The organism is Bacillus gobiensis (genome assembly GCF_001278705.1).
In the GTDB taxonomy this organism is placed as follows: domain Bacteria; phylum Bacillota; class Bacilli; order Bacillales; family Bacillaceae; genus Bacillus; species Bacillus gobiensis.
On the sequence record NZ_CP012600.1, the window covers coordinates 626,943 to 645,797 of the forward strand.

At 40.7% G+C, this 18,855-nt stretch carries 21 protein-coding genes; 11 read left to right on the forward strand and 10 right to left on the reverse strand.

The genetic code is table 11. The features are described from left to right. Positions 1–37: 37 nt before the first annotated feature. From AM592_RS03070 to AM592_RS03090, 5 genes are read right to left on the reverse strand one after another with little or no spacing between them, the layout of a single operon-like run. Positions 38–430: a spore germination protein GerPE gene (locus AM592_RS03070; protein ID WP_053602419.1), complete on the reverse strand. Its 393-nt coding sequence runs from the start codon at positions 428–430 to the stop codon at positions 38–40. Next, on the reverse strand, positions 430–606 hold the full coding sequence (locus AM592_RS03075; RefSeq protein WP_053602420.1) for a hypothetical protein: 177 nt from the start codon (positions 604–606) through the stop codon (positions 430–432). Before AM592_RS03075 ends, AM592_RS03070 begins: the two co-directional genes overlap by 1 nt. Then, positions 603–1,256 (reverse strand): spore germination protein GerPC, encoded by a 654-nt coding sequence (gene gerPC, locus AM592_RS03080; protein ID WP_053602421.1) that lies wholly within the window; start codon positions 1,254–1,256, stop codon positions 603–605. The genes AM592_RS03075 and gerPC overlap by 4 nt, the downstream gene beginning before the upstream one ends. Positions 1,257–1,297: 41 nt before the next feature. Further along, positions 1,298–1,543, reverse strand: coding sequence for a spore germination protein GerPB (locus AM592_RS03085; RefSeq protein ID WP_053602422.1), 246 nt, complete (start codon positions 1,541–1,543; stop codon positions 1,298–1,300). Between the two features lie 13 nt (positions 1,544–1,556). Further along, a complete protein-coding gene (locus AM592_RS03090) occupies positions 1,557–1,778 on the reverse strand; it encodes a spore germination protein (RefSeq protein ID WP_053602423.1) in 222 nt (73 codons plus the stop codon). A gap of 119 nt (positions 1,779–1,897) precedes the next feature. On the opposite strand from AM592_RS03090, the gene AM592_RS03095 reads away from it, so the two are divergent. After that, positions 1,898–3,064, forward strand: a complete 1,167-nt coding sequence (locus AM592_RS03095; protein ID WP_053602424.1) for a DUF418 domain-containing protein — start codon at positions 1,898–1,900, stop codon at positions 3,062–3,064. On the opposite strand, the gene AM592_RS23065 is transcribed toward AM592_RS03095, so the two are convergent. Continuing rightward, positions 3,044–3,220, reverse strand: a complete 177-nt coding sequence (locus tag AM592_RS23065; RefSeq protein WP_082363671.1) for an aspartyl-phosphate phosphatase Spo0E family protein — start codon at positions 3,218–3,220, stop codon at positions 3,044–3,046. The genes AM592_RS03095 and AM592_RS23065 overlap by 21 nt on opposite strands. Before the next feature lie 315 nt (positions 3,221–3,535). Between AM592_RS23065 and AM592_RS03100 the strand changes: the two genes are divergently transcribed. Further along, on the forward strand, positions 3,536–4,441 hold the full coding sequence (locus tag AM592_RS03100) for a fumarylacetoacetate hydrolase family protein (RefSeq protein ID WP_053602425.1): 906 nt from the start codon (positions 3,536–3,538) through the stop codon (positions 4,439–4,441). Positions 4,442–4,813: 372 nt separating this feature from the next. Continuing rightward, the gene (locus tag AM592_RS03105) at positions 4,814–5,179 is read left to right on the forward strand and encodes a YisL family protein (protein ID WP_053602426.1); all 366 of its coding nucleotides are present in this window, start codon (positions 4,814–4,816) and stop codon (positions 5,177–5,179) included. A 32-nt stretch (positions 5,180–5,211) separates the two neighbouring features. On the opposite strand, the gene AM592_RS03110 is transcribed toward AM592_RS03105, so the two are convergent. Next, positions 5,212–5,781, reverse strand: a complete 570-nt coding sequence (locus tag AM592_RS03110) for a DUF2777 family protein (RefSeq protein WP_053602427.1) — start codon at positions 5,779–5,781, stop codon at positions 5,212–5,214. Between the two features lie 167 nt (positions 5,782–5,948). On the opposite strand from AM592_RS03110, the gene asnB reads away from it, so the two are divergent. From asnB to AM592_RS03125, 3 genes are all read left to right on the forward strand, one after another. Further along, the gene (asnB, locus tag AM592_RS03115) at positions 5,949–7,790 is read left to right on the forward strand and encodes an asparagine synthase (glutamine-hydrolyzing) (protein WP_053605961.1); all 1,842 of its coding nucleotides are present in this window, start codon (positions 5,949–5,951) and stop codon (positions 7,788–7,790) included. A gap of 59 nt (positions 7,791–7,849) precedes the next feature. Continuing rightward, positions 7,850–9,331: a phytoene desaturase family protein gene (locus tag AM592_RS03120; RefSeq protein ID WP_053602428.1), complete on the forward strand. Its 1,482-nt coding sequence runs from the start codon at positions 7,850–7,852 to the stop codon at positions 9,329–9,331. A 69-nt stretch (positions 9,332–9,400) separates the two neighbouring features. Beyond that, a complete protein-coding gene (locus tag AM592_RS03125) occupies positions 9,401–10,237 on the forward strand; it encodes a phytoene/squalene synthase family protein (RefSeq protein ID WP_053602429.1) in 837 nt (278 codons plus the stop codon). Between the two features lie 50 nt (positions 10,238–10,287). Here AM592_RS03125 and AM592_RS03130 read toward each other — a convergent pair whose 3' ends face one another. Continuing rightward, positions 10,288–10,965, reverse strand: coding sequence for an aspartate/glutamate racemase family protein (locus tag AM592_RS03130; RefSeq protein ID WP_053602430.1), 678 nt, complete (start codon positions 10,963–10,965; stop codon positions 10,288–10,290). Positions 10,966–11,046: 81 nt separating this feature from the next. Then, the gene (locus tag AM592_RS03135; RefSeq protein WP_053602431.1) at positions 11,047–11,655 is read right to left on the reverse strand and encodes a LysE/ArgO family amino acid transporter; all 609 of its coding nucleotides are present in this window, start codon (positions 11,653–11,655) and stop codon (positions 11,047–11,049) included. A gap of 120 nt (positions 11,656–11,775) precedes the next feature. On the opposite strand from AM592_RS03135, the gene AM592_RS03140 reads away from it, so the two are divergent. Continuing rightward, positions 11,776–13,233, forward strand: a complete 1,458-nt coding sequence (locus tag AM592_RS03140) for an aminotransferase-like domain-containing protein (protein WP_053602432.1) — start codon at positions 11,776–11,778, stop codon at positions 13,231–13,233. Then, positions 13,230–13,418, forward strand: a complete 189-nt coding sequence (locus AM592_RS03145) for a hypothetical protein (RefSeq protein ID WP_053602433.1) — start codon at positions 13,230–13,232, stop codon at positions 13,416–13,418. The genes AM592_RS03140 and AM592_RS03145 overlap by 4 nt, the downstream gene beginning before the upstream one ends. Here the strand turns inward: AM592_RS03145 and AM592_RS03150 are convergent. Then, a complete protein-coding gene (locus AM592_RS03150; protein ID WP_053602434.1) occupies positions 13,385–15,160 on the reverse strand; it encodes an alpha-glycosidase in 1,776 nt (591 codons plus the stop codon). The genes AM592_RS03145 and AM592_RS03150 overlap by 34 nt on opposite strands. Positions 15,161–15,339: 179 nt before the next feature. Here AM592_RS03150 and AM592_RS03155 point away from each other — a divergent pair, with 179 nt between their 5' ends. From AM592_RS03155 to AM592_RS03165, 3 genes are all read left to right on the forward strand, one after another. Beyond that, positions 15,340–16,617, forward strand: a complete 1,278-nt coding sequence (locus tag AM592_RS03155) for a sugar ABC transporter substrate-binding protein (protein WP_053602435.1) — start codon at positions 15,340–15,342, stop codon at positions 16,615–16,617. Between the two features lie 62 nt (positions 16,618–16,679). Next, positions 16,680–17,993, forward strand: a complete 1,314-nt coding sequence (locus tag AM592_RS03160; RefSeq protein WP_053602436.1) for a sugar ABC transporter permease — start codon at positions 16,680–16,682, stop codon at positions 17,991–17,993. After that, positions 17,993–18,835, forward strand: coding sequence for a sugar ABC transporter permease (locus AM592_RS03165; RefSeq protein ID WP_053602437.1), 843 nt, complete (start codon positions 17,993–17,995; stop codon positions 18,833–18,835). The genes AM592_RS03160 and AM592_RS03165 overlap by 1 nt, the downstream gene beginning before the upstream one ends. Positions 18,836–18,855: the final 20 nt, after the last annotated feature.

Consider the following 18,855-nt stretch of genomic DNA (forward strand, 5'->3'; position numbering starts at 1 on the left):
GACACCCTTTTAGAAAGTCTCGAGATACTATATGCGTTTAAGTGGACCCACGTGATTCGTTAGAAAGTAATTTCCGAATATGCTTCGTTCGTGATTTTGCGTCAATTAAAGGAGTAGAACCAATTTGAAAAATTGAAGAAGAAGAAACTGCTTGAATCTTGATCGAATGAACATGAATCAGCGGTTTCTCGTGAAAAAAAGCCGTGTGGACAGACGTTTCAGGTAGCAGATAAGGGAATGGCTGATGAAACGTTTGAAAGTCCTCCCGTTTAAGTGAACCTTCGTTACCAAAGAAAGTAGAGATTTGCCTCTGAACTGCTAATACTTTTATTTTTGGCAGAATTTCATTGGAATCGCCGATTTGAACAAGGCTGCAGAGTCCAACCGAATTGATTTTGAATAGATCGATCTTAGATGTTCGATTAATCATTATTCCGGTGCCAGCGGGACAAGAGGCCCAATAATTAGAGATTCCGGCGGTGTATCAAAGATGGAGGATAAATAAATCTGCTCTGTATCTCCGATTAAAAAAACGGAAGAAGAAGCTACCCCTCTCACAGTAATGTCACCAACACACAGCTCACGATTGACAACGGTAAAAATCATTCGTGATCAGCTCCTTTCATTTCGTCTGGTATGTGCCTTAGAAAATGTTCAATGGCATTGGAGACATCCCGCTTCACATGTGATGCAATCTGATCGGCATGCTGCTCAGGAGAAGCATTGTCAGAAGGCTTTAAATGGGCTAAATAGTAACGGATTCTGCTGTCCATTTGTTTTCTGATGTCATTAACTATGTGAAGGCGGTTTGCGTCATCAAGCCGCTGATTAAATCGTTGTTCCAGCTGTTCGATTAGTAAAGGTGCCTCCTCGATCAAAAACATTTCCACCAGCTGTCTCGATCTTTGAAAAACAGGCAATTGCATGTCTTGCTGCGGCGGCATTCCTTGCTGATAAAGCGGCCCCTGAGGAGAACCAGGTTGATTCTGGCTCACCTCAAAATTGTCAACTTGATTCGGATCAAGCGGGTTTAAACCGATATTTAGCGTGCCTTCAAGCTTTTCGATTTTTAATTGGTCAAATTTATATTCAATTTTATCAATCTTTGTGTTTGGACGATCTTGCAAGGCATCAATTTGCTTCTGCAGATCAGCAAGTTTTTTTTCAAGCTCTTCTATTTTTGATGCTTGATGTTGATAGTAGGATTGCATATTTTGTTGATGCGGTGTATTTACATTTGGAGGATATTGTTGCATCAGTCTTTGCACCCCTTACATGGTTACTTTGAATAAAACAATTAGAAAACAGGTGACTGTAAAGGGACGAAGGATTCAGGACCGGCTCCCGGTGACGGGCCTTCTGATGTAGGTCCGGTTCCTGGTGACGGTACCTCTGGTGCAGGCTCTGTATAGCTGCCTGTATTGTACAAATTGGATAAAGATTTAATGGAACCTGCACTGCCAATTTGCAATACCGAAGAATTGCTCACCGATTCAACCCTTAAATAATTGATGTGGATCGACTGATTAATATAAAAATTCATTTTGAGTCACCTCTTAAAAATTTCCTACAGTTGGTTGATCAATAAAGTCATTATCATATGAATTTGTCACGTTATTTTGATTGTAAATATTTAATCCATCTCCCGTATTAAAGCTCCCCGCACCGGAAAAGGTCTTTACTTCACTGTAGGGCGAAATCGTTATGCAATCACCAACATGCACGACGCTGCTCGTACCAACAACATTGACTTTAAAAGCACCCACGATCGCAGGCATAAGGCAACATCCTTTTTGCGAAAAATCTTAATTGCGTACTTGATTATACAATTTGGGCTATATAAGATAAGGTATGTGGTGGTTGATCAATTGTGATTATGAATTATGGAGGATGATGAATGAATAATGAGATTCAGCCTGTGCATGCAGGAGAGAGGATTGTTTCTCTTGATATTTTGAGAGGAATCAGCATATTAGGGATATTTTTGGTAAATATTTTTGATTTCAAAGAACCGATCAGTTCCACAGGAACAATTATTTCAAGTACTGATACACTGAATTATTGGCTGGAAGCGTTCGTTACTGTCTTTGCCCAGGGCAGTTTTTATCCGTTATTTTCTTTTTTGTTCGGAGCGGGTGCATACATAATTTATGAGAGATCTGTCCAAAAAGGATTTTCTTTTCACGCATATTTTACTAGAAGGCTTTTCGCTTTGCTGTTCTTCGGAATCATACATATTCTTTTTGTTTGGCATGGCGATATTTTACTTACCTATTCAGTAATAGGATTTCTTTTGCTTTTGTTTATCAACAAAAAGCCATTGACATTGCTCATCTGGGGAGCGGCTCTTTATGTGCCTGTATGCTTTACCGCTCTACTCGGGCTGTTGGCGCTTCTTGTCCCAGCTGAAGAGCTGCAGTATGCAGATCCAACCAGCATTCAAGATACTATAAGAATCTATCAAGACGGTAGCTTTTGGGAAGTAATGGCTTTGCGAATTTCCGAATGGTTTACTGCAAACGCTTTGGGGATATTCTTCTTTTTATTTCTTATTCTGCCTTTTATGCTGTTGGGGATATATGCATATAAAAGAGGATGGTTCAAAAAGAATTGGAGCGCAGGTATAAAAAAGGAGATAAAAGTGGTCATGATTTGTGCCTTCGTCATCGGCTTGCCGATTAAACTGCTTCCCGTGGCAGCAGGAACGCATATATCATGGGTAATGCTTCAAAACTTTATTGGTGCGCCAATTTTTACGCTTTTCTATATAAGTGCTGCATTGCTATTACTTCACGGAAAAGAAGCACCTGCAAAAGGATGGAAGCTATTTATACCTGTAGGGAAAATGTCCATCACATGCTATTTGTCGCAGACAGTATTTTGCTCCATCCTTTTTTACGGGTACGGATATGGTTTATACGGCTCGCTTTCATCGGTGCAGCTCGTCCTTATTGTTGTTTTCTTTTATATACTTCAAATGTTGGGGTGCCATATTTGGCTGAGAAAATTCCGTTATGGGCCAATTGAATGGATATGGAGAAAATTAACGTATTGGACGGTTTAATACTTCTTGGAAATGTTCCGGATGTTCATGCAGGTATTTGCTTAACAGGTTGTCCAGCTCTTGACTACACTGAATGGTTTCTTTCGAATTTAAACCAAATTTTCGGGCAGTTTGAATAAGATCCAGCCTTTTTTCTTCAATTGTATTTATTTTCATTAAGACGCCAACTTTCAATTTTAAATTAAATATATAGATAGTATAGCGCATTTTATTACTAAAGCATTAGTTTCGTCAAAAATACATAAAACACGACAATATTTTTAAAGAATTCCCTTTTGTTTTCACCAATAATTTTGAAATTTTGATCTAATTCACTCAGAGAATACTGTTGAAAATGTTTTCTTGGTATAGTTGTTTGCTCTGTTTTGTGATTTTGTTTAACGAAAAAAAGGTTTTTGCTTATCCATAGAGAATAATAACAGGTAAGGGCATTGCAGCTTAGGGATTCTTAACGATTGAGAGGGAGAAGTAATGAAATTTCTAACAGGAGAACTACACGGAAAAATATTTATTGGTCTAGTAGTGGAAGAGAATCTAGTAATGGATCTGAAAAAAGCGGAAAGGAAACTGTTTGAGCTGGAAACTATTCCTTCGAGTTTAATTGATTGCATGAAAGAGGGCCAAAGATTTGTAAACCACGTTCAGCAGCTTACAGAGTGGGCAAAGAAACCAAACGATGAATCTGGTTCGTTTATTTACAGCCTTTCCGAGGTAAGACTGCTTGCTCCGATTCAAAGGCCTCTGAAAAATATTTTTTGTATTGGCAAGAACTATCGAGACCACGCATTAGAATTGGGCAGCGAAGCAGACATCCCGGAACATGTAATGGTATTTACGAAAGCACCTACAACAGTAATAGGCGATGGAGATAACATACTTGCCCATCAAGACGTAACATCGGAGCTTGACTATGAGGGCGAGCTTGCTGTCGTGATTGGCAAACAAGGCCGGAGTATTTCAAAAGCAGACGCGATGGATCATGTATTTGGTTACACAATTATAAATGATGTGACTGCCAGGGATCTTCAAAGCCGGCATAAGCAGTTTTTTCTTGGAAAAAGCTTGGATGCTTCTTGTCCGATCGGGCCTTATATCGTTCATAAATCTCAAATTGCAGATCCGGAACATTTACATATTGAAACGAAAGTGAATGGAGAATTAAGACAGTCGGGAAATACGAAAGATTTAATTTTTTCAATCCCTGAATTAATAGAAACGCTATCACGGGGGATGACACTAGAACCGGGTGATATTATTGCAACCGGTACTCCGGCAGGCGTCGGAAAAGGATTTAATCCGCCAAAATATTTAAAGTCTGGAGATCAAGTAGAAATTACAATCGAAGGAATTGGAACGCTTTCTAATCAAGTAAAATAACGGAAAAATAGTTGCTATTACAAATAAAACATAAAAATAAGGGCTGCGCTATGAATTGTAATGATAAAATAGCGCAGCCCATAAATACATTGTAAATGACCACGTTCTTGTATGTTCCATGGGCTTGTCGCAATTAAGCTTATGGAATTTTTTATGCGAAAAACTCAGGAACAACAGGTGGAAGCAAAATTGAACCAAAAAAAATTTGAATTGATTAAAAGAAAGGGACGACCTTAGAAAATACCGGAGCAATATTCTATTAAATACCTCTTTGACGGGTGGAATCCCGATTATATATTCATATTTTTAAATTTATATCTGAGCGCTTTCATGGTACGATTGAATTGATTGTGATTTGATGAAAGGGGCTAAATGAACTTGAGCACACACTTACATATTACGACATGGGTCATCGGCTTGATTTTCGTGTTCGTCACCTATGCCATGTATTCATCTGGCAGCAAAAGCGGAGCGAAAATTGTCCATATGATTTTAAGGCTTATTTATCTATTAATTATTGCCACTGGTGCAGACTTGCTGTTTCGCTTACAGCTTTGGAATGGCGAATACATCTCAAAAGCGATTCTTGGTATTATCTCAATTGGGTTCATGGAAATGCTGTTGATTCGCCGTAAGAAACAAAAATCAACAACTGGGATGTGGATTGCTTTTATTATCGCGATTGTAGTCACGATTGCTCTCGGCCTGCGCCTTCAGCTTGGGTTCAAATTGTTTTAATCTGTAATGAAAGCTGTCTGTACTGGCAGCTTTCATTTTTGCTCTGCTTCCATGAGCAGGCTGCGTTCTCCTGATGAAAGGGTAAATTCAAATCGGTCACTTGTGAATTCGCCTCTTTTAAAATGATGCTGTAAGGAACAGTGGCTGATGTCATTTGCAAATTGAAAAAAACCAGCCCCGGAAAAGTCTGATTCCTTCTTTAAAGATGAATAAGAAAGAGGGTGAAAACTGTACACGCAATCAAAGAGTGAAAAGCCGAGCCGGTTTAGCTCCCGTAACAGCAATTCAAATTGCCGGTCATTCAGCTGCTCCAACAGTTCCTCCAGCGGCTTAAAAAGGTTCAAAGGGTAGCTTATTTCTTCTCCGCCTTTAAGCTTAATGATTTTATCCTTCATTTGAAATTCATGCTTACTTCCACAAAGTGTGCCCTCCGCCCATGCTGCTCCGGTATTCATCCAAATAAGGCCATTTATACTTTCAGGCAAGAAAAGATCTCCGGTTTCGTCTTCAATGAGACAATGGCCGTCTTCAATCATAATATAGCCGATTGCACAGCTTCCCGCTTCAAGAGATATTCTTTTTTTTCGCTCTTCTGTCAACATGTTTTTTCTCCTTACATCTTCTTCTATTTTATTGTGTTTCCAAAACAAGCTCGTCCCATACAACTCCATTTGGACAATTCAACTATTCTTTGCGGTAGCATAAACTATTGAAAGTGCAAGGATCATACGGTATTAAAGGATACAACCTAAGATTGGAGCTGAAGCTGATGTGTGGAATCACTGGATGGGTTGATTTCAAAAAAGAAATTTCCCATGAAACCTCGATTATTGAGGATATGGCAGACACGTTGTTGTTACGAGGACCGGATGAATCAAATGTATGGGGAAGACCCCATGTTCTATTTGGCCATAAACGGTTGGCCGTAGTCGATTTAATCGGCGGACGGCAGCCGATGAGAAGCGTCCATAAACAAGAGGAGTATACAATTATTTACAACGGAGAACTATACAACACCGAAGATCTACGCAAGGAATTGATTCAGCGGGGCCATGAGTTTAAAAGAACATCGGATACAGAGGTTCTGCTCCATGCGTATATTGAATGGAAGGAAGAATGCTTGCAGCACTTGAACGGAATTTTTTCATTTGCGATATGGGATGAGAGCAGGGAAAGTTTATTTGCTGCAAGAGACCGTCTCGGAGTCAAACCGTTTTTTTATACAGAGTCAGGATCGTCTTTTTTATTTGGATCAGAAATAAAAGCTATATTGGCGCATCCGGATGTAAAAGCTAAGGTAGATCGGGAAGGGCTTTCTGAAATCTTTGCCCTTGGACCGTCCAGAACGCCGGGATCGGCCGTATTTAAAGGCTTAAAAGAGCTAAGATCCGCCCATGCAATGACGTTTTCCCGAAATGGATTGAAGGTTTGGAGATACTGGAATGTCAAAAGCGAAAAGCATCAGGACACTCTTGAAGAAACTGTTTCAACCGTTAGAGATCTGTTTAAAGATGCGGTGAAGAGACAGCTTGTTTCAGATGTGCCTGTTTGTACGTTCCTATCCGGAGGACTTGATTCAAGCGCGATTTCAGCGATTGCTGCAACGGAATTTGAGAAGGAAGGAAAAGGGCCGCTGCATACCTTCTCCATCGATTATGAAGGCAATGATCAATACTTTAAAGCCTCCGCTTTTCAGCCGAATGCGGATGGCTATTGGATTGAGAAAATGACGAGTACGTTTGGGACTCAGCACCACAGCTGTATCATTTCTCAGGATGAGCTCGTTCATCATTTGAAAGAATCGGTCATTGTAAGGGACTTGCCGGGTATGGCGGATGTTGATTCATCCTTGCTTTGGTTTTGCCGTGAAATAAAAAAAGACTTTGTCGTTAGTTTATCTGGAGAATGTGCTGATGAAATTTTCGGCGGGTATCCTTGGTTTCATAAGCCTGGAGAAGAGGAAGGGTTTCCATGGATGCGATCGACAAGTGAACGTGTAGGACTTCTCCAGGACAAATGGCAAAGCAAGTTAAATCTGCCGGAGTACGTGAGAAGAAGATACGAAGATACATTGAATGAAACGCCGCTTCTTGAAGGCGAGACGGAAATCGAGAAAAGCAGAAGGCAGTTATTTTACTTAAACATGCTTTGGTTTATGAATACTCTTTTGGAAAGAAAAGACAGAATGAGCATGGGAGCAAGCCTTGAAGTGCGAGTGCCGTTTGCAGATCATCGCCTTGTAGAGTATGTCTGGAATATTCCATGGGAAATAAAAATGCATGGAAACAGAGAAAAAGGGATTTTGCGAAAAGCACTGGAAGGTATCTTGCCGGAAGAAGTCTTGTATCGGAAAAAAAGCCCATATCCGAAAACGCACCATCCATATTATACAGAAGCTGTTTCGAAGTGGCTTTCTTCTTTACTGAAAAATAAAGACTCCGTCCTCCACAGTTTATTGGATATAAAAAAGGTGAATGAATTGCTGGATACAAAAGGCTCTTCTTTTAAAGTCCCTTGGTTCGGCCAGTTAATGATGGGACCTCAGCTTTTGGCTCACCTTGCTCAAATTCACACGTGGTTTGAAGAGTACAGAATTGATATCGAAGAGTAGGGGCAATGAGCCAGGTTTTTTGCAGCCTGGCTATTCCCTTAAAGTGAAAGGAGGACAATATGGCGAAAAAAATACTGATTATCGGAGCTGGCCCAGGCGGACTCGCCGCAGCTATGATGCTCGCGAGTAGAGGATTTCATGTCGAAGTATTTGAAAAGAAAAAGACGATTGGCGGCAGCAATTCACGTCTGAAACTCGGCGATTTTATGTTTGACAAAGGACCGACCTTTCTCAATATGGCTTATATTGCCGAAGACGTGTTTGCCTACGCGGGGAAAAATCTTCATGACTATATAAGGATGATCGAGCTGACAGAGCTTTACGAGCTTATTTTTGATGAGACAAGCTTAAAGGTGACACAAGATATAGAAGAAATGAAAAGACGGATTGATCAAATAGCACCTGGAGACGGGGATGGGTACCTTCGTTTTATGAAAAAAACGAAAAGAAAAATGAATGTACTTGTTCCGATTTTGCAGAGCAAAATGGACAAGTTTTATCATTATGCAAGCTGGAGGGTCGTGCGTGCTCTGCCTTGGCTGTCTCTTACGAAAAGCTTGTACAACGATGTCTCCTCTTATTTTAAGGATGAACGTATCAAGCAGGCATTTACCTTTCAATCAAACTACCTTGGAATGTCATCATGGGAATCACCGGGCTTATTTTCAATCCTTCCATACATAGAACATGAATACGGTGTTTTTCATCCGGAAGGTGGGATTAACCAACTAAGCAAAGCTATGGCAAAAGCAGCTGCTGAGCTCGGTGCGATCATTTATTTGGAAAAAGGAGTACGAAAGCTAGTGCTCGATGGCAAAATAGTAAAAGGAGTAGAGCTTTTTTCCGGAGAAAGGATTGAAGCGGATGAGGTAATAGTAAATAGTGATTTTGCCCATACGATGACAACGATGGTGGATGAAGGCGTCTTAAAAAAATATTCAAAGAGAAGGCTTGAAAACAAATCGTATTCGTGTTCGGCGTATACGATGTACTTAGGATTGGATAAATGCTATCCCCTGTCTCACCACACAATTGTTTTTGCCAATGATTATAAGCGGAATTCGGAGCAATTGACGAAATCGTTTGAGCTTCCTGATGATCCTTCTATCTATATTCAAAACGCCAGTGTCACGGATTCTACACTCGCTCCAAAAGGGGGTTCTGCGCTTTACATTCACGTACCCGTTCCGAACAGCAAGAGCGGAATCGATTGGGATAAACACGAGGAGCGGTTCCGTGAGCTCGTGTTCGATACGATTGAAAAACGGACAAGCTTTAATGATCTTCGTAAGCATGTGGTCATTGAAAAGACGATAACGCCGAAACAGTGGGAAGAAGACATGTCCATATATAAAGGGGCGATATACTCTCTTAGCCATATGCTTTCTCAGTTGATGGTGATGAGGCCTCACAATCAATTTGAAGAGCTGGAAAACTGCTGGCTTGTCGGAGGAGCAACACACCCGGGAAGCGGATTGCCGACAATTCTGGAGTCGGCCAAAATCACTGCGAAAGCTATTGTGAAGAAAGAGAAACATTAGACATTTTTATTGTTTCCCGGACTTTCCATACGTGTTAGACTGAAAAAAATCTTGGAGGAAGTGATAATAGTGATGACTGCAGAAGATGCCTACAAAAAATGCGAAAATGTGATCAAACAACATTCAAATAGTTTTTATACTGCGTTCCGTAAGCTGCCTAAACAAAAAAGAAACGCAGTATGGGCAATTTATACGCTTTGCCGCACCATTGACAATATTGTGGATGAAGGAAAGTCTCCGAAAGAGGAGCTAATTGAATTTGAAAGAGAATGGAGCTTATTTTTGAAAGGGGAATTTGATTCAAATCACTACATGTGGGTTGCCCTTCATGAATCGTTTCAACAGTTTCAACTGGATGGAGAACCGATAAATGAGTTGCTTCAAGGCCAAAAAATGGATTTAGAAAAAAGCAGGTATGAATCGTTAGAAGAAGTTCTTTATTATTCTTACCTCGTAGCTGGTACCGTTGGCGTCATGCTTTTGCCGATTCTTGCCCCCCGAAAGAAAAAGAGTCTGCACAATAGTGCTGTTTCATTAGGGCTTGCGATGCAGCTGACCAATATATTACGGGACATCGGCGAGGATTACGAAGTGCGAAACCGGGTTTATTTGCCACAGGAAGCGATGGCTCAGTTTGGTTATTCAGACGAGCTTATCGGAAAAAGAGATGTGAATCAGGAGTTTATTTCGGTGTGGGAATATCTCGCATTTGAAGCGGAAGCGTATTACGAAGAAGCTTTTGATTCAATCAATGAATACCCCTTGTATTCGAGGAATTCGGTGAAAGCGGCAGCGTACTTTTATAAAGCGATATTAAATAAAATAAGAATGAACAATTATCAGGTTTTTAATGATCGTCATTCGATTACCTCAGAAGAGAAACAATCGATTCTAGCGGAAATATGATAAAGTAAAAATCCCCTTCTTCCTGAAGGGGACCATATTAAATCCAAGCTTTACGACTGAACATTCATCTTTAATTCTAATTGATTAACAATGGATAATACGAGTGAGTTTAAGGGATTAATAATTGTCCTAGATGTTTCGTCCTCTACTTTCCCAGCAGCATTAACCATAGATAGCTGTGCAACGGAAATAACCTTCTTTTCATCTTTTAACATTTGTTTTAAAAAATTAGTTACTTCTTGATTGTACGTTTCTCTTTGACCATTCATAATCAAATCAAAGGTATTTTCAATAACAATAACTTCTAAATCTAATGATTTTTTGAATGTATCAGCAAAAAGATGAAGACGATTTAAAGTACCCTCAACAGTTGCAGGATTTGTAAAAAGGATAGTTTGTGGCTGTTGTATATTGCAAATGTCATGAAAGAAAGGTTCATCAATCTTAATAATTGGAATGGAAAGTGAGAGCCGGCATTCTTCCAAAAAAGCAATATAATTTGTGCAAGTAATAAGTATTGCATCGACTTTGGATTGCGCAATCCATTCAATTTGTTCAATTACCTTATTTTGAGCATCTGATGCCAGGAAGTTATGATCTGATGTCACACGATAGATTAATGCCGGGTCTACAAAATGCAAGATTTCGATGTCAAATGAAGAAAGTGCATTTTCTATATATTCAATATTGGAATAATGGGCGTGAAGGCAGCCTAATCTTTTTTTCAATACCGTCTACCTCTATCTATTTTTCATCATTCTACCAGTATGCAAAGCGAATTGTCTAGGCTGCAGATCAGCAGCTGTTTCTTATGTAAAAAGGCTTACGGCCATGTACGCAGCGATTCCCCAGATAAGACACGCCGATCCTTTATTTAAAATGAGCATCCATCTCCCGGACGGATTCTTTTTTTGCAATACAAAGCCGCAGAAAGCCAGTGAGAAAAACCATATCCAGGATACGAGAATACACGTGAAGGCAAAAAGCAGCTTTTCCATTCCTGAATATTGAAGAGAGCTTGTGCCGATCACACCGATCGTATCCAAAATGGCATGCGGGTTAAGAAGAGATACGGACGCAGCAAAACTCACTTGTTTTTTCAAAGAGAAGCTTTCGGAACCGTCATCTGCTTGAGTAATCTCACTGTTCCAAGTCGTCCATCCCATATAAAACAAGAATAGAACGCCTGCGCCGATTAAAATGTTTTCAACGACGGGATTTCCAAAAACCAGAACAGAAATGCCCATTATAGCTAATACGATTAAAACGGTATCACAAATCGAAGCCGTGAGAATTGCAGGAAATGCTCTTGCCAAGCTTTTATGGTAAGCCCCCTGCTGAAAAATAAAAACGTTTTGAGCTCCTAATGGCAGAATCAAGCCAAAAGCTAAAATAAATCCATGAAGCATTCCATTCAATGTAATACACCTCTTTCTCCACCAGTATAAGTGCAGAGACTACCCGAAGTCTCCAACCATTTGGATGGTTTTTAACCCAACCAAATGATAAGCTAAAGAAAAAAGCTAAGAGGGGCACATATGACGGATCAGGAATGGAAAATAGATAGGTATTCTGGCATCCCGCTTCATAAACAAATAGAAGATTTTATAAAGCGCAAAATCATTCATGGGGAATGGACTGTTGGAACAAAGCTCCCTTCCCAGAGAGCTCTAGCCGCACGGTTCCAAGTCAATCGAAGTACAGTGGTGGAAGCAATGGGTGAACTTTACGCCCAAGGTTTGGTGGAAGGGAAAACTGGAGGCGGTACGAAGGTATGCAACAATACGTGGAGCCTGCTGTCAGCGTATGCATCTTTGGATTGGAATTCTTACGTCAAAAAAGGAAGCTACCACCCCAATTTTTCTATCATTCAAAAAATAAACAGAGAGGAATTCAACGAAGAAATCATCCGGCTTGGAACAGGTGAGCTTTCTAAAGACCTGCTGCCAGTAAGCAAAATGGAAAGTGTAATAAAGAAAATGTCCTTTTCTAAAGTAGCACTTGGCTATGAAGAACCAAAAGGCAACATCATTCTAAGGCAGACTGTCAGCAAGCACCTTGAAAGATATGACATTCAGGCTTCACCGTCCAACATACTCATTGTGTCAGGAGCGTTACAAGCGTTGCAGCTCGTTTCCTTTGGCCTGCTAAAAAAAGGTTCGATCGTATTAGCGGAAAGCCCGAGCTATCTTCATTCAATCAAGTTTTTCCAGTCTGGAGGCACACAAGTAATTGGGGTTCCGATGGATAAGGATGGGGTAAAAACAAGTCTCTTGCGCCAATACAAGCAGCAGCTCTCTACAGATCTTTTGTATACGATTCCTTCTTTTCACAATCCAACCGGGATTACCATGTCAGAAGCCAGAAGAAAGGAGCTCCAGAAGCTTTGCCGGGAGGAACAGCTTCCTATGATTGAAGACGACGTGTACAGGGATCTTTGGCTCGACGATCCTCCTCCGCCTCCGCTGAAATCAAAGGACAAGGAAGGAAATATTTTGTACGTCGGCAGCTTATCGAAAACAGCCAGTCCCGGCCTTCGTGTCGGATGGATTATTGGTCCTGAGCCTGTCATAGAAAGGCTGGCAGACATAAAAATGCAGACGGATTATGGAACGAGCGCTTTATCGCAATCGATTGCCGCCGAATGGCTGTCCGAAGGCTACTATGACGAACATTTAAAGGTGATACGAAGCGCTCTGAAACGACGAAGAGAAAAGGCGCTGCAACTGTTACAAACTTATTTTGGCGGGAGCGCCCATTGGACGATTCCAGCTGGAGGATTTTACATATGGATCACCTTCCCGAAGGAAATACGAGTACATGAATTATTCGAAAAAGCATTGAAACGAAATGTTCTTATTAATCCAGGAAATATTTACGATCCGGCAGCATCCAGCTGCATCAGATTTTCCTATGCATACTCTTCAATGCAGGATTTAGAAAAAGGAATTAAGGTTTTAGCAGAGATCATGGAGGAACTGGGAGGCAGCAGATGAATGGGATGTTTTATGGTTCAATTGTGATGACCGCCCAAATGAAGGAAAGATCGCCGGAAAATGTGACGAACAGGGCATTATATATCAAAGAAATAATCAAATCACATCTTAAGAGAACCCTTATAAAACAAAACAGCTGCCAGGCTGGCAGCTATTTTGTAAGGAGCAAAAACTTAAATCCATAAGCGGGGAGGGTAATCTCCGTCTCGTCATCTTCAAAACTGATTTCTTCGTTTGTCCAGATGTCCGCTACCTTTTTTCCGGCAAGTCCTAGTTCAGCCGGGAGATTTACTTTACTTTCACTGTCCTTGTTAGACATCATGCAAATGAGCTTTTGATCATCGTCTTCCCTCGTATATATAAGTGATTGGTCATCTGGATTCGTGTTTAAAATCCGGAAGCTTCCCTCATTTCGCATAAGCGGCAAGGAGCGGCGAAGGGATATCAGCTTTTTTACGTGATTCAGCATATCTTGGTCTTGCTGGTTCTCGTCCCAAATCATACATGCTCTGCAGCCAGGGTCATTTTCTCCTGCCATCCCGATTTCATCACCATAATAGATGCATGGCGAGCCAGGAAAGCTGAGCTGAAAGGCCAAAACCTGTTTTACTTTTTCCTTGTTCCCGCCGGCAATCGTTAATATTCTAGGCGTGTCATGGCTGCCCAGTAAATTGAAGGAGACTTCATTTACTTGCTGGGGATACATATTCAGCACTGTTTGCATCGTATTTTTAAATTGGCTGGCACTGGTTTTATCCTTTAAAAAGAAATCATTAGCACCGATTGTAAAAGGATAATTCATCACGGCATCAAATTGGTCGCCTTCCAGCCATGGCAAAGAATCATGCCAAATTTCACCGAGGATATATACATCGTCTTTGATGCTTTTTACAGCGTGGCGGAATTCCTTCCAAAAATGATGATCGACTTCATTAGCGACATCAAGTCTCCAGCCGTCAATATCAAACTCTTTCACCCAGTATGTACCGACCTCCAGAAAATACTTTTTCACCTCAGGATGAGACGTATTGAGTTTTGGCATCGTGTGCTCGTAGGCAAATGTATCGTAATTAGGGATAGGCTCTGTTTGCAAAGGAAACTCGTGAAGGTGGAACCAGTCCTTATATTTTGACTGTTCACCATGTTTAAGCACATCCTGAAATGGAGGGAACTCATAGCCGCTATGATTAAAAACGGCGTCTAGCATAACTTTGATTCCGCGATTATGGCATTCGTTGACGAGTTTTTTCAATGTTTCTTTGTCGCCGAATTGAGGGTCGATTTCTTTGTAGTCTTTCGTGTCGTATTTATGGTTTGTAGGTGCGATAAAAAATGGATTGAAATAAATTCCGTTAATTCCAAGTTGTTGTAAATAGTCAAGGTGATGAATAATTCCTTGGAAATCGCCTCCGAAAAAGTTATCAACCTTTGGCTCTTCGCTATTCCAAGGCACAGTTCCTTCGGGATCATTTGAAGGATCACCATTGGCGAATCTCTCAGGAAAAATTTGATACCAAATCGTGTCTTTTACCCAATCTGGTGCTTTTAAAAGGTCATTTTTATGAATAAAGGGAAAACAAAAATAGTAGGCGACATCGTCAAGAGGTGCGGAGTCATAGAAGCCTTTTTCAGTTAAAACAATGCTGTCGCTTTCTCCAAAAAGTTCGAATCCGTAACGGAGCCTGCGGTGATGAGGCTGCACGGCAATGAGCCAATAATCAAACAGTTCATCGTTTCCGATTTTCTCCATATCCTGCTTTTCTGCCATCCAGTTACGGTCGCTGTCAAAATCATACGGATCGCCAAAAATCAACTGAACTCTCTTTGCATCCGCTTTCTTCGTACGCAGCCGAATATGAATGGTTTTCTCATCGTATGCATATGCATAACTGCCTCGTGGACGGTGATACACGGCTTCTTTAAACATTACAAAGACCACCTCGCATTTCGTTTATGATTAGAATAAGTGTTTCGATAAACCATGTCAATTCATGGATGGGTTAAAAAATAGATGGATAATGTTGGAGGGAAAGTTATAATATTAATGTAAACGTTTTCAATTATAAGGCGTTTGTCTTAATTTTTTCGATAATGGAGGGGGAAGAAATGAAGAAATTGCTTTTAACGCTTTTCGCCGTTTTTCTAGTCTTCGGATTACTTGCCGCCTGCGGACCGCAACGTAGCGCAGAGGAAGTGAATAACGCACAAAAAGAGAGATCTTCATCGGAAGGGATTGAAAAACCGGAAAAGCTTGTCGTTTGGGTGAACAACAATGAAGATCAGAAAACGGCATTAAAAGAAATATTCACAAAATACACGAAAAAAACTGGAATACAAATCGAAATGATTGAAACGGATATGCTGAGTCAAATTGAAAAGCTTTCACTGGACGGACCTGCCGGCAAAGGTCCGGATTTATTCTTTCAGCCTCATGACAGACTTGGAGATATTTTGCTTCAAGGATTAGCAGCTCCAGTTCAGTTGGGAGAAGAAGAAAAGCAATACTCGGAAACAGCTGTTTCTGCTGTCACCTATGAAGGGCAAACTTATGGCTTACCTATGGTCGTTGAAACGTACGGGCTTTTTTATAACAAGGATAAAATAAACGAAGCTCCAAAAACCTTGGATGAACTTCAAGCAATTATGAAAGAACATACAAATTCAGAAAAGAAACAATATGGCTTTTTAATGGAAGCGGCGAATCTTTATTTTGCTTTTCCATTTTTTTCAAACAACGATTCATACATTTTCAAACGTTCAGCCGATGGCACGTACGACATAAATGATATCGGTTTGGCGAATGAAGGTGCTGTACAAACGGGACAAATGATTTCGGAATGGTTTGCTGACAAGAAAATGCCTACGGAGATAACTCAGGATATTTTAAATGGTGTTTTCGAGAAAGGGGATGCAGCAGTCGTTTTAAATGGTCCTTGGGCTTTGCCGCAATATAAAGCCGCATTGGGTGAAAAGCTTGGTGCAGCTCCGCTTCCTGATATTAATGGAAGTCCTGCAGCCTCATTAGTCGGTGTGAAGTCGTGGATGCTTTCTTCTTATTCTAAAAATAGCGAATGGGCTACTGATTTAATGAAATTTATTTCAAATGAAGAAAACTCTCTTCTTTATTACGAAAAAGCTGGCGAAATGCCGGCAAACCGCTTAGCCTTGGAAAATGAAAAAATTACAACGGATCCTCTGATAAGTGCATTTGCCAAACAGGTTGAGAACGGGGAACCAATGCCGAACATTCCTGAAATTCAGCAGGTATGGGAGCCATTTAATAAAGCGCTTGAACTGCTCTCCAAAGGGGAAGACACCGGCGTGCTTGAAGAATCTGTTCAGGAAATCAAGAACAACATTGAAGCGAGTGGAGGCGGGAAGTAACATCCTATTGGGATAGGGGCATCTATCTTGCCCCTATCCCTTAAAAAGGGGGGAGAAAGGTAATGACAGATCTAAAGACGGAGAAGCCGGCGCATAGCACGTCTTTAAAACGAGTACATCGACCGTGGCTAGCGCTGGTTTTGTCTGCAATATTTGCAGGGCTTGGTCAATTGTATAATCGAAGATACGTAAAAGGAATATTCCTGTTTATGATCGGAGCTGTATTTTTGATCGTCTTTGCTAATTTTATCAATATCGGGTTTTGGGGACTAATCACCCTTGGGGAAATCCCGATGCTTGATCACTCCATTTTTCTGTTAATCCAAGGAATTATTTCACTTATTTTGGTTTGTTTCGCTCTTGTTTTATATATTTACAATATCCGTGATGCGTATCTCGATGCGAGAGAGAAACAAGCAGGAATCCCGAGTGCTGGCTTTAAAGAGATACTGCGGCATATGTGGGATTCGAGCTTCCCGTATTTGATGATTACACCTGGCTTTGTCATGCTTATTTTCGTCGTTGTGCTGCCGCTATTATTTATGATAGCACTCGCTTTTACAAATTATAATCTTTACAATTCACCGCCAAGAAATCTTCTAGATTGGGTAGGGTTTGCGAATTTTATCGATTTAGTTACAGTTCCGATATGGCAGGATACTTTTTTCAGCGTCCTTTCATGGACACTCATCTGGACATTTCTTGCAACATCTCTGCAAATTGGGATCGGCTTGCTGCTGGCGGTAATTGTTAACGATCCCCGGATTAAATTCAAACGAGCCATTCGGACGATGCTCATCCTTCCATGGGCAGTTCCTGCTTTTGTAACGATCTTAATTTTTGCAGCAATGTTCAATGATGAATTTGGTACAATCAATCGTGATCTTCTTTCCTATTTTCACTTAGCGATTCCATGGCTGTCAGATCCGTTTTGGTCGAAAGTTGCATTGATTCTCATTCAAACTTGGCTTGGCTTTCCGTTTGTTTTTGCTTTGTTTACAGGAGTTCTCCAAAGCATTTCAAAGGATTGGTATGAGGCTGCTGATGTAGATGGCGGAAGCAAATGGCAGAAGTTTCGCATGATTACGCTCCCTCATCTCCTCTATGCGACTGCTCCTTTGCTGATCATGCAATATGCAGGGAATTTTAACAATTTTAATATAATCTATTTGTTTAATGAAGGAGGACCAACTGTCAGAGGACAAAATGCGGGAGGGACGGATATATTAATCTCCTGGGTTTATAAACTGACCTTTCAAACGAATAACTACAATATGGCAGCAGTCATATCTATACTGATTGGGCTTTTCGTGTCTGCAGCCGCATTTTTTCAATTCAGACGAACGAGATCCTTTAAAGAGGAGGGGACTCTGTAATGTCTGCGAAAACGAAATCAAAAATCGAAGTGACATTCATGTATTTGTTTATTTTTATTATGTTTATTTTGATTGGATACCCTCTTGTTTGGACGATAGGGCTGTCATTAAATTCAGGAAACAGTCTGTATACTGCCGCCTTGATACCGGAAAACTGGTCATTTACCCATTATAAGTGGCTTTTTACTTCTGCAGAAAGTGACTATTTGCTTTGGTACAAAAACAGTCTCATTGTCGCCGTCATCAATTCAGGTATCTCGGTTCTTTTGACTGCTCTGATTGCGTATGCTTTTTCTCGGTATAAGTTTGTCGGCAGAAGATATGGATTGTATACCTTTTTACTGCTGCAAATGTTCCCTTCTTTAATGGCAATGGTCGCGATTTATGTGCTGTTGAATATGCTCGGGCTTCTCGATACACTGGCGGGGCTCATTCTCATTTATATCGGCGGGCAGATCCCTTTTAATGCATGGCTGGTCAAAGGCTATTTTGATACGATTGGCAGGGAGCTTGATGATGCGGCCAGAATCGACGGTGCAGGGCATTTTGCTGTCTTTTTCAAAATCATGCTGCCGCTGGCAAAGCCGATTTTGGCAGTTGTGGCTTTGTTTAATTTTATGGCGCCGTTTACAGATTTTCTGCTGCCTTCAATTATTATTAGATCACCAGAAAACTTTACTCTTGCCATAGGTCTTTTCTCCTTTATTAATAATCAATTTGCTAATAATTTCACTAGATTCGCAGCCGGCAGTATCCTAATTGCCATCCCGATTGCCTTGGTTTTTCTGTTTTTGCAAAGGTATCTCATTTCCGGTTTAACCGCTGGTGGAACAAAAGGATAAAAAATGCCAAGCGGAAAATC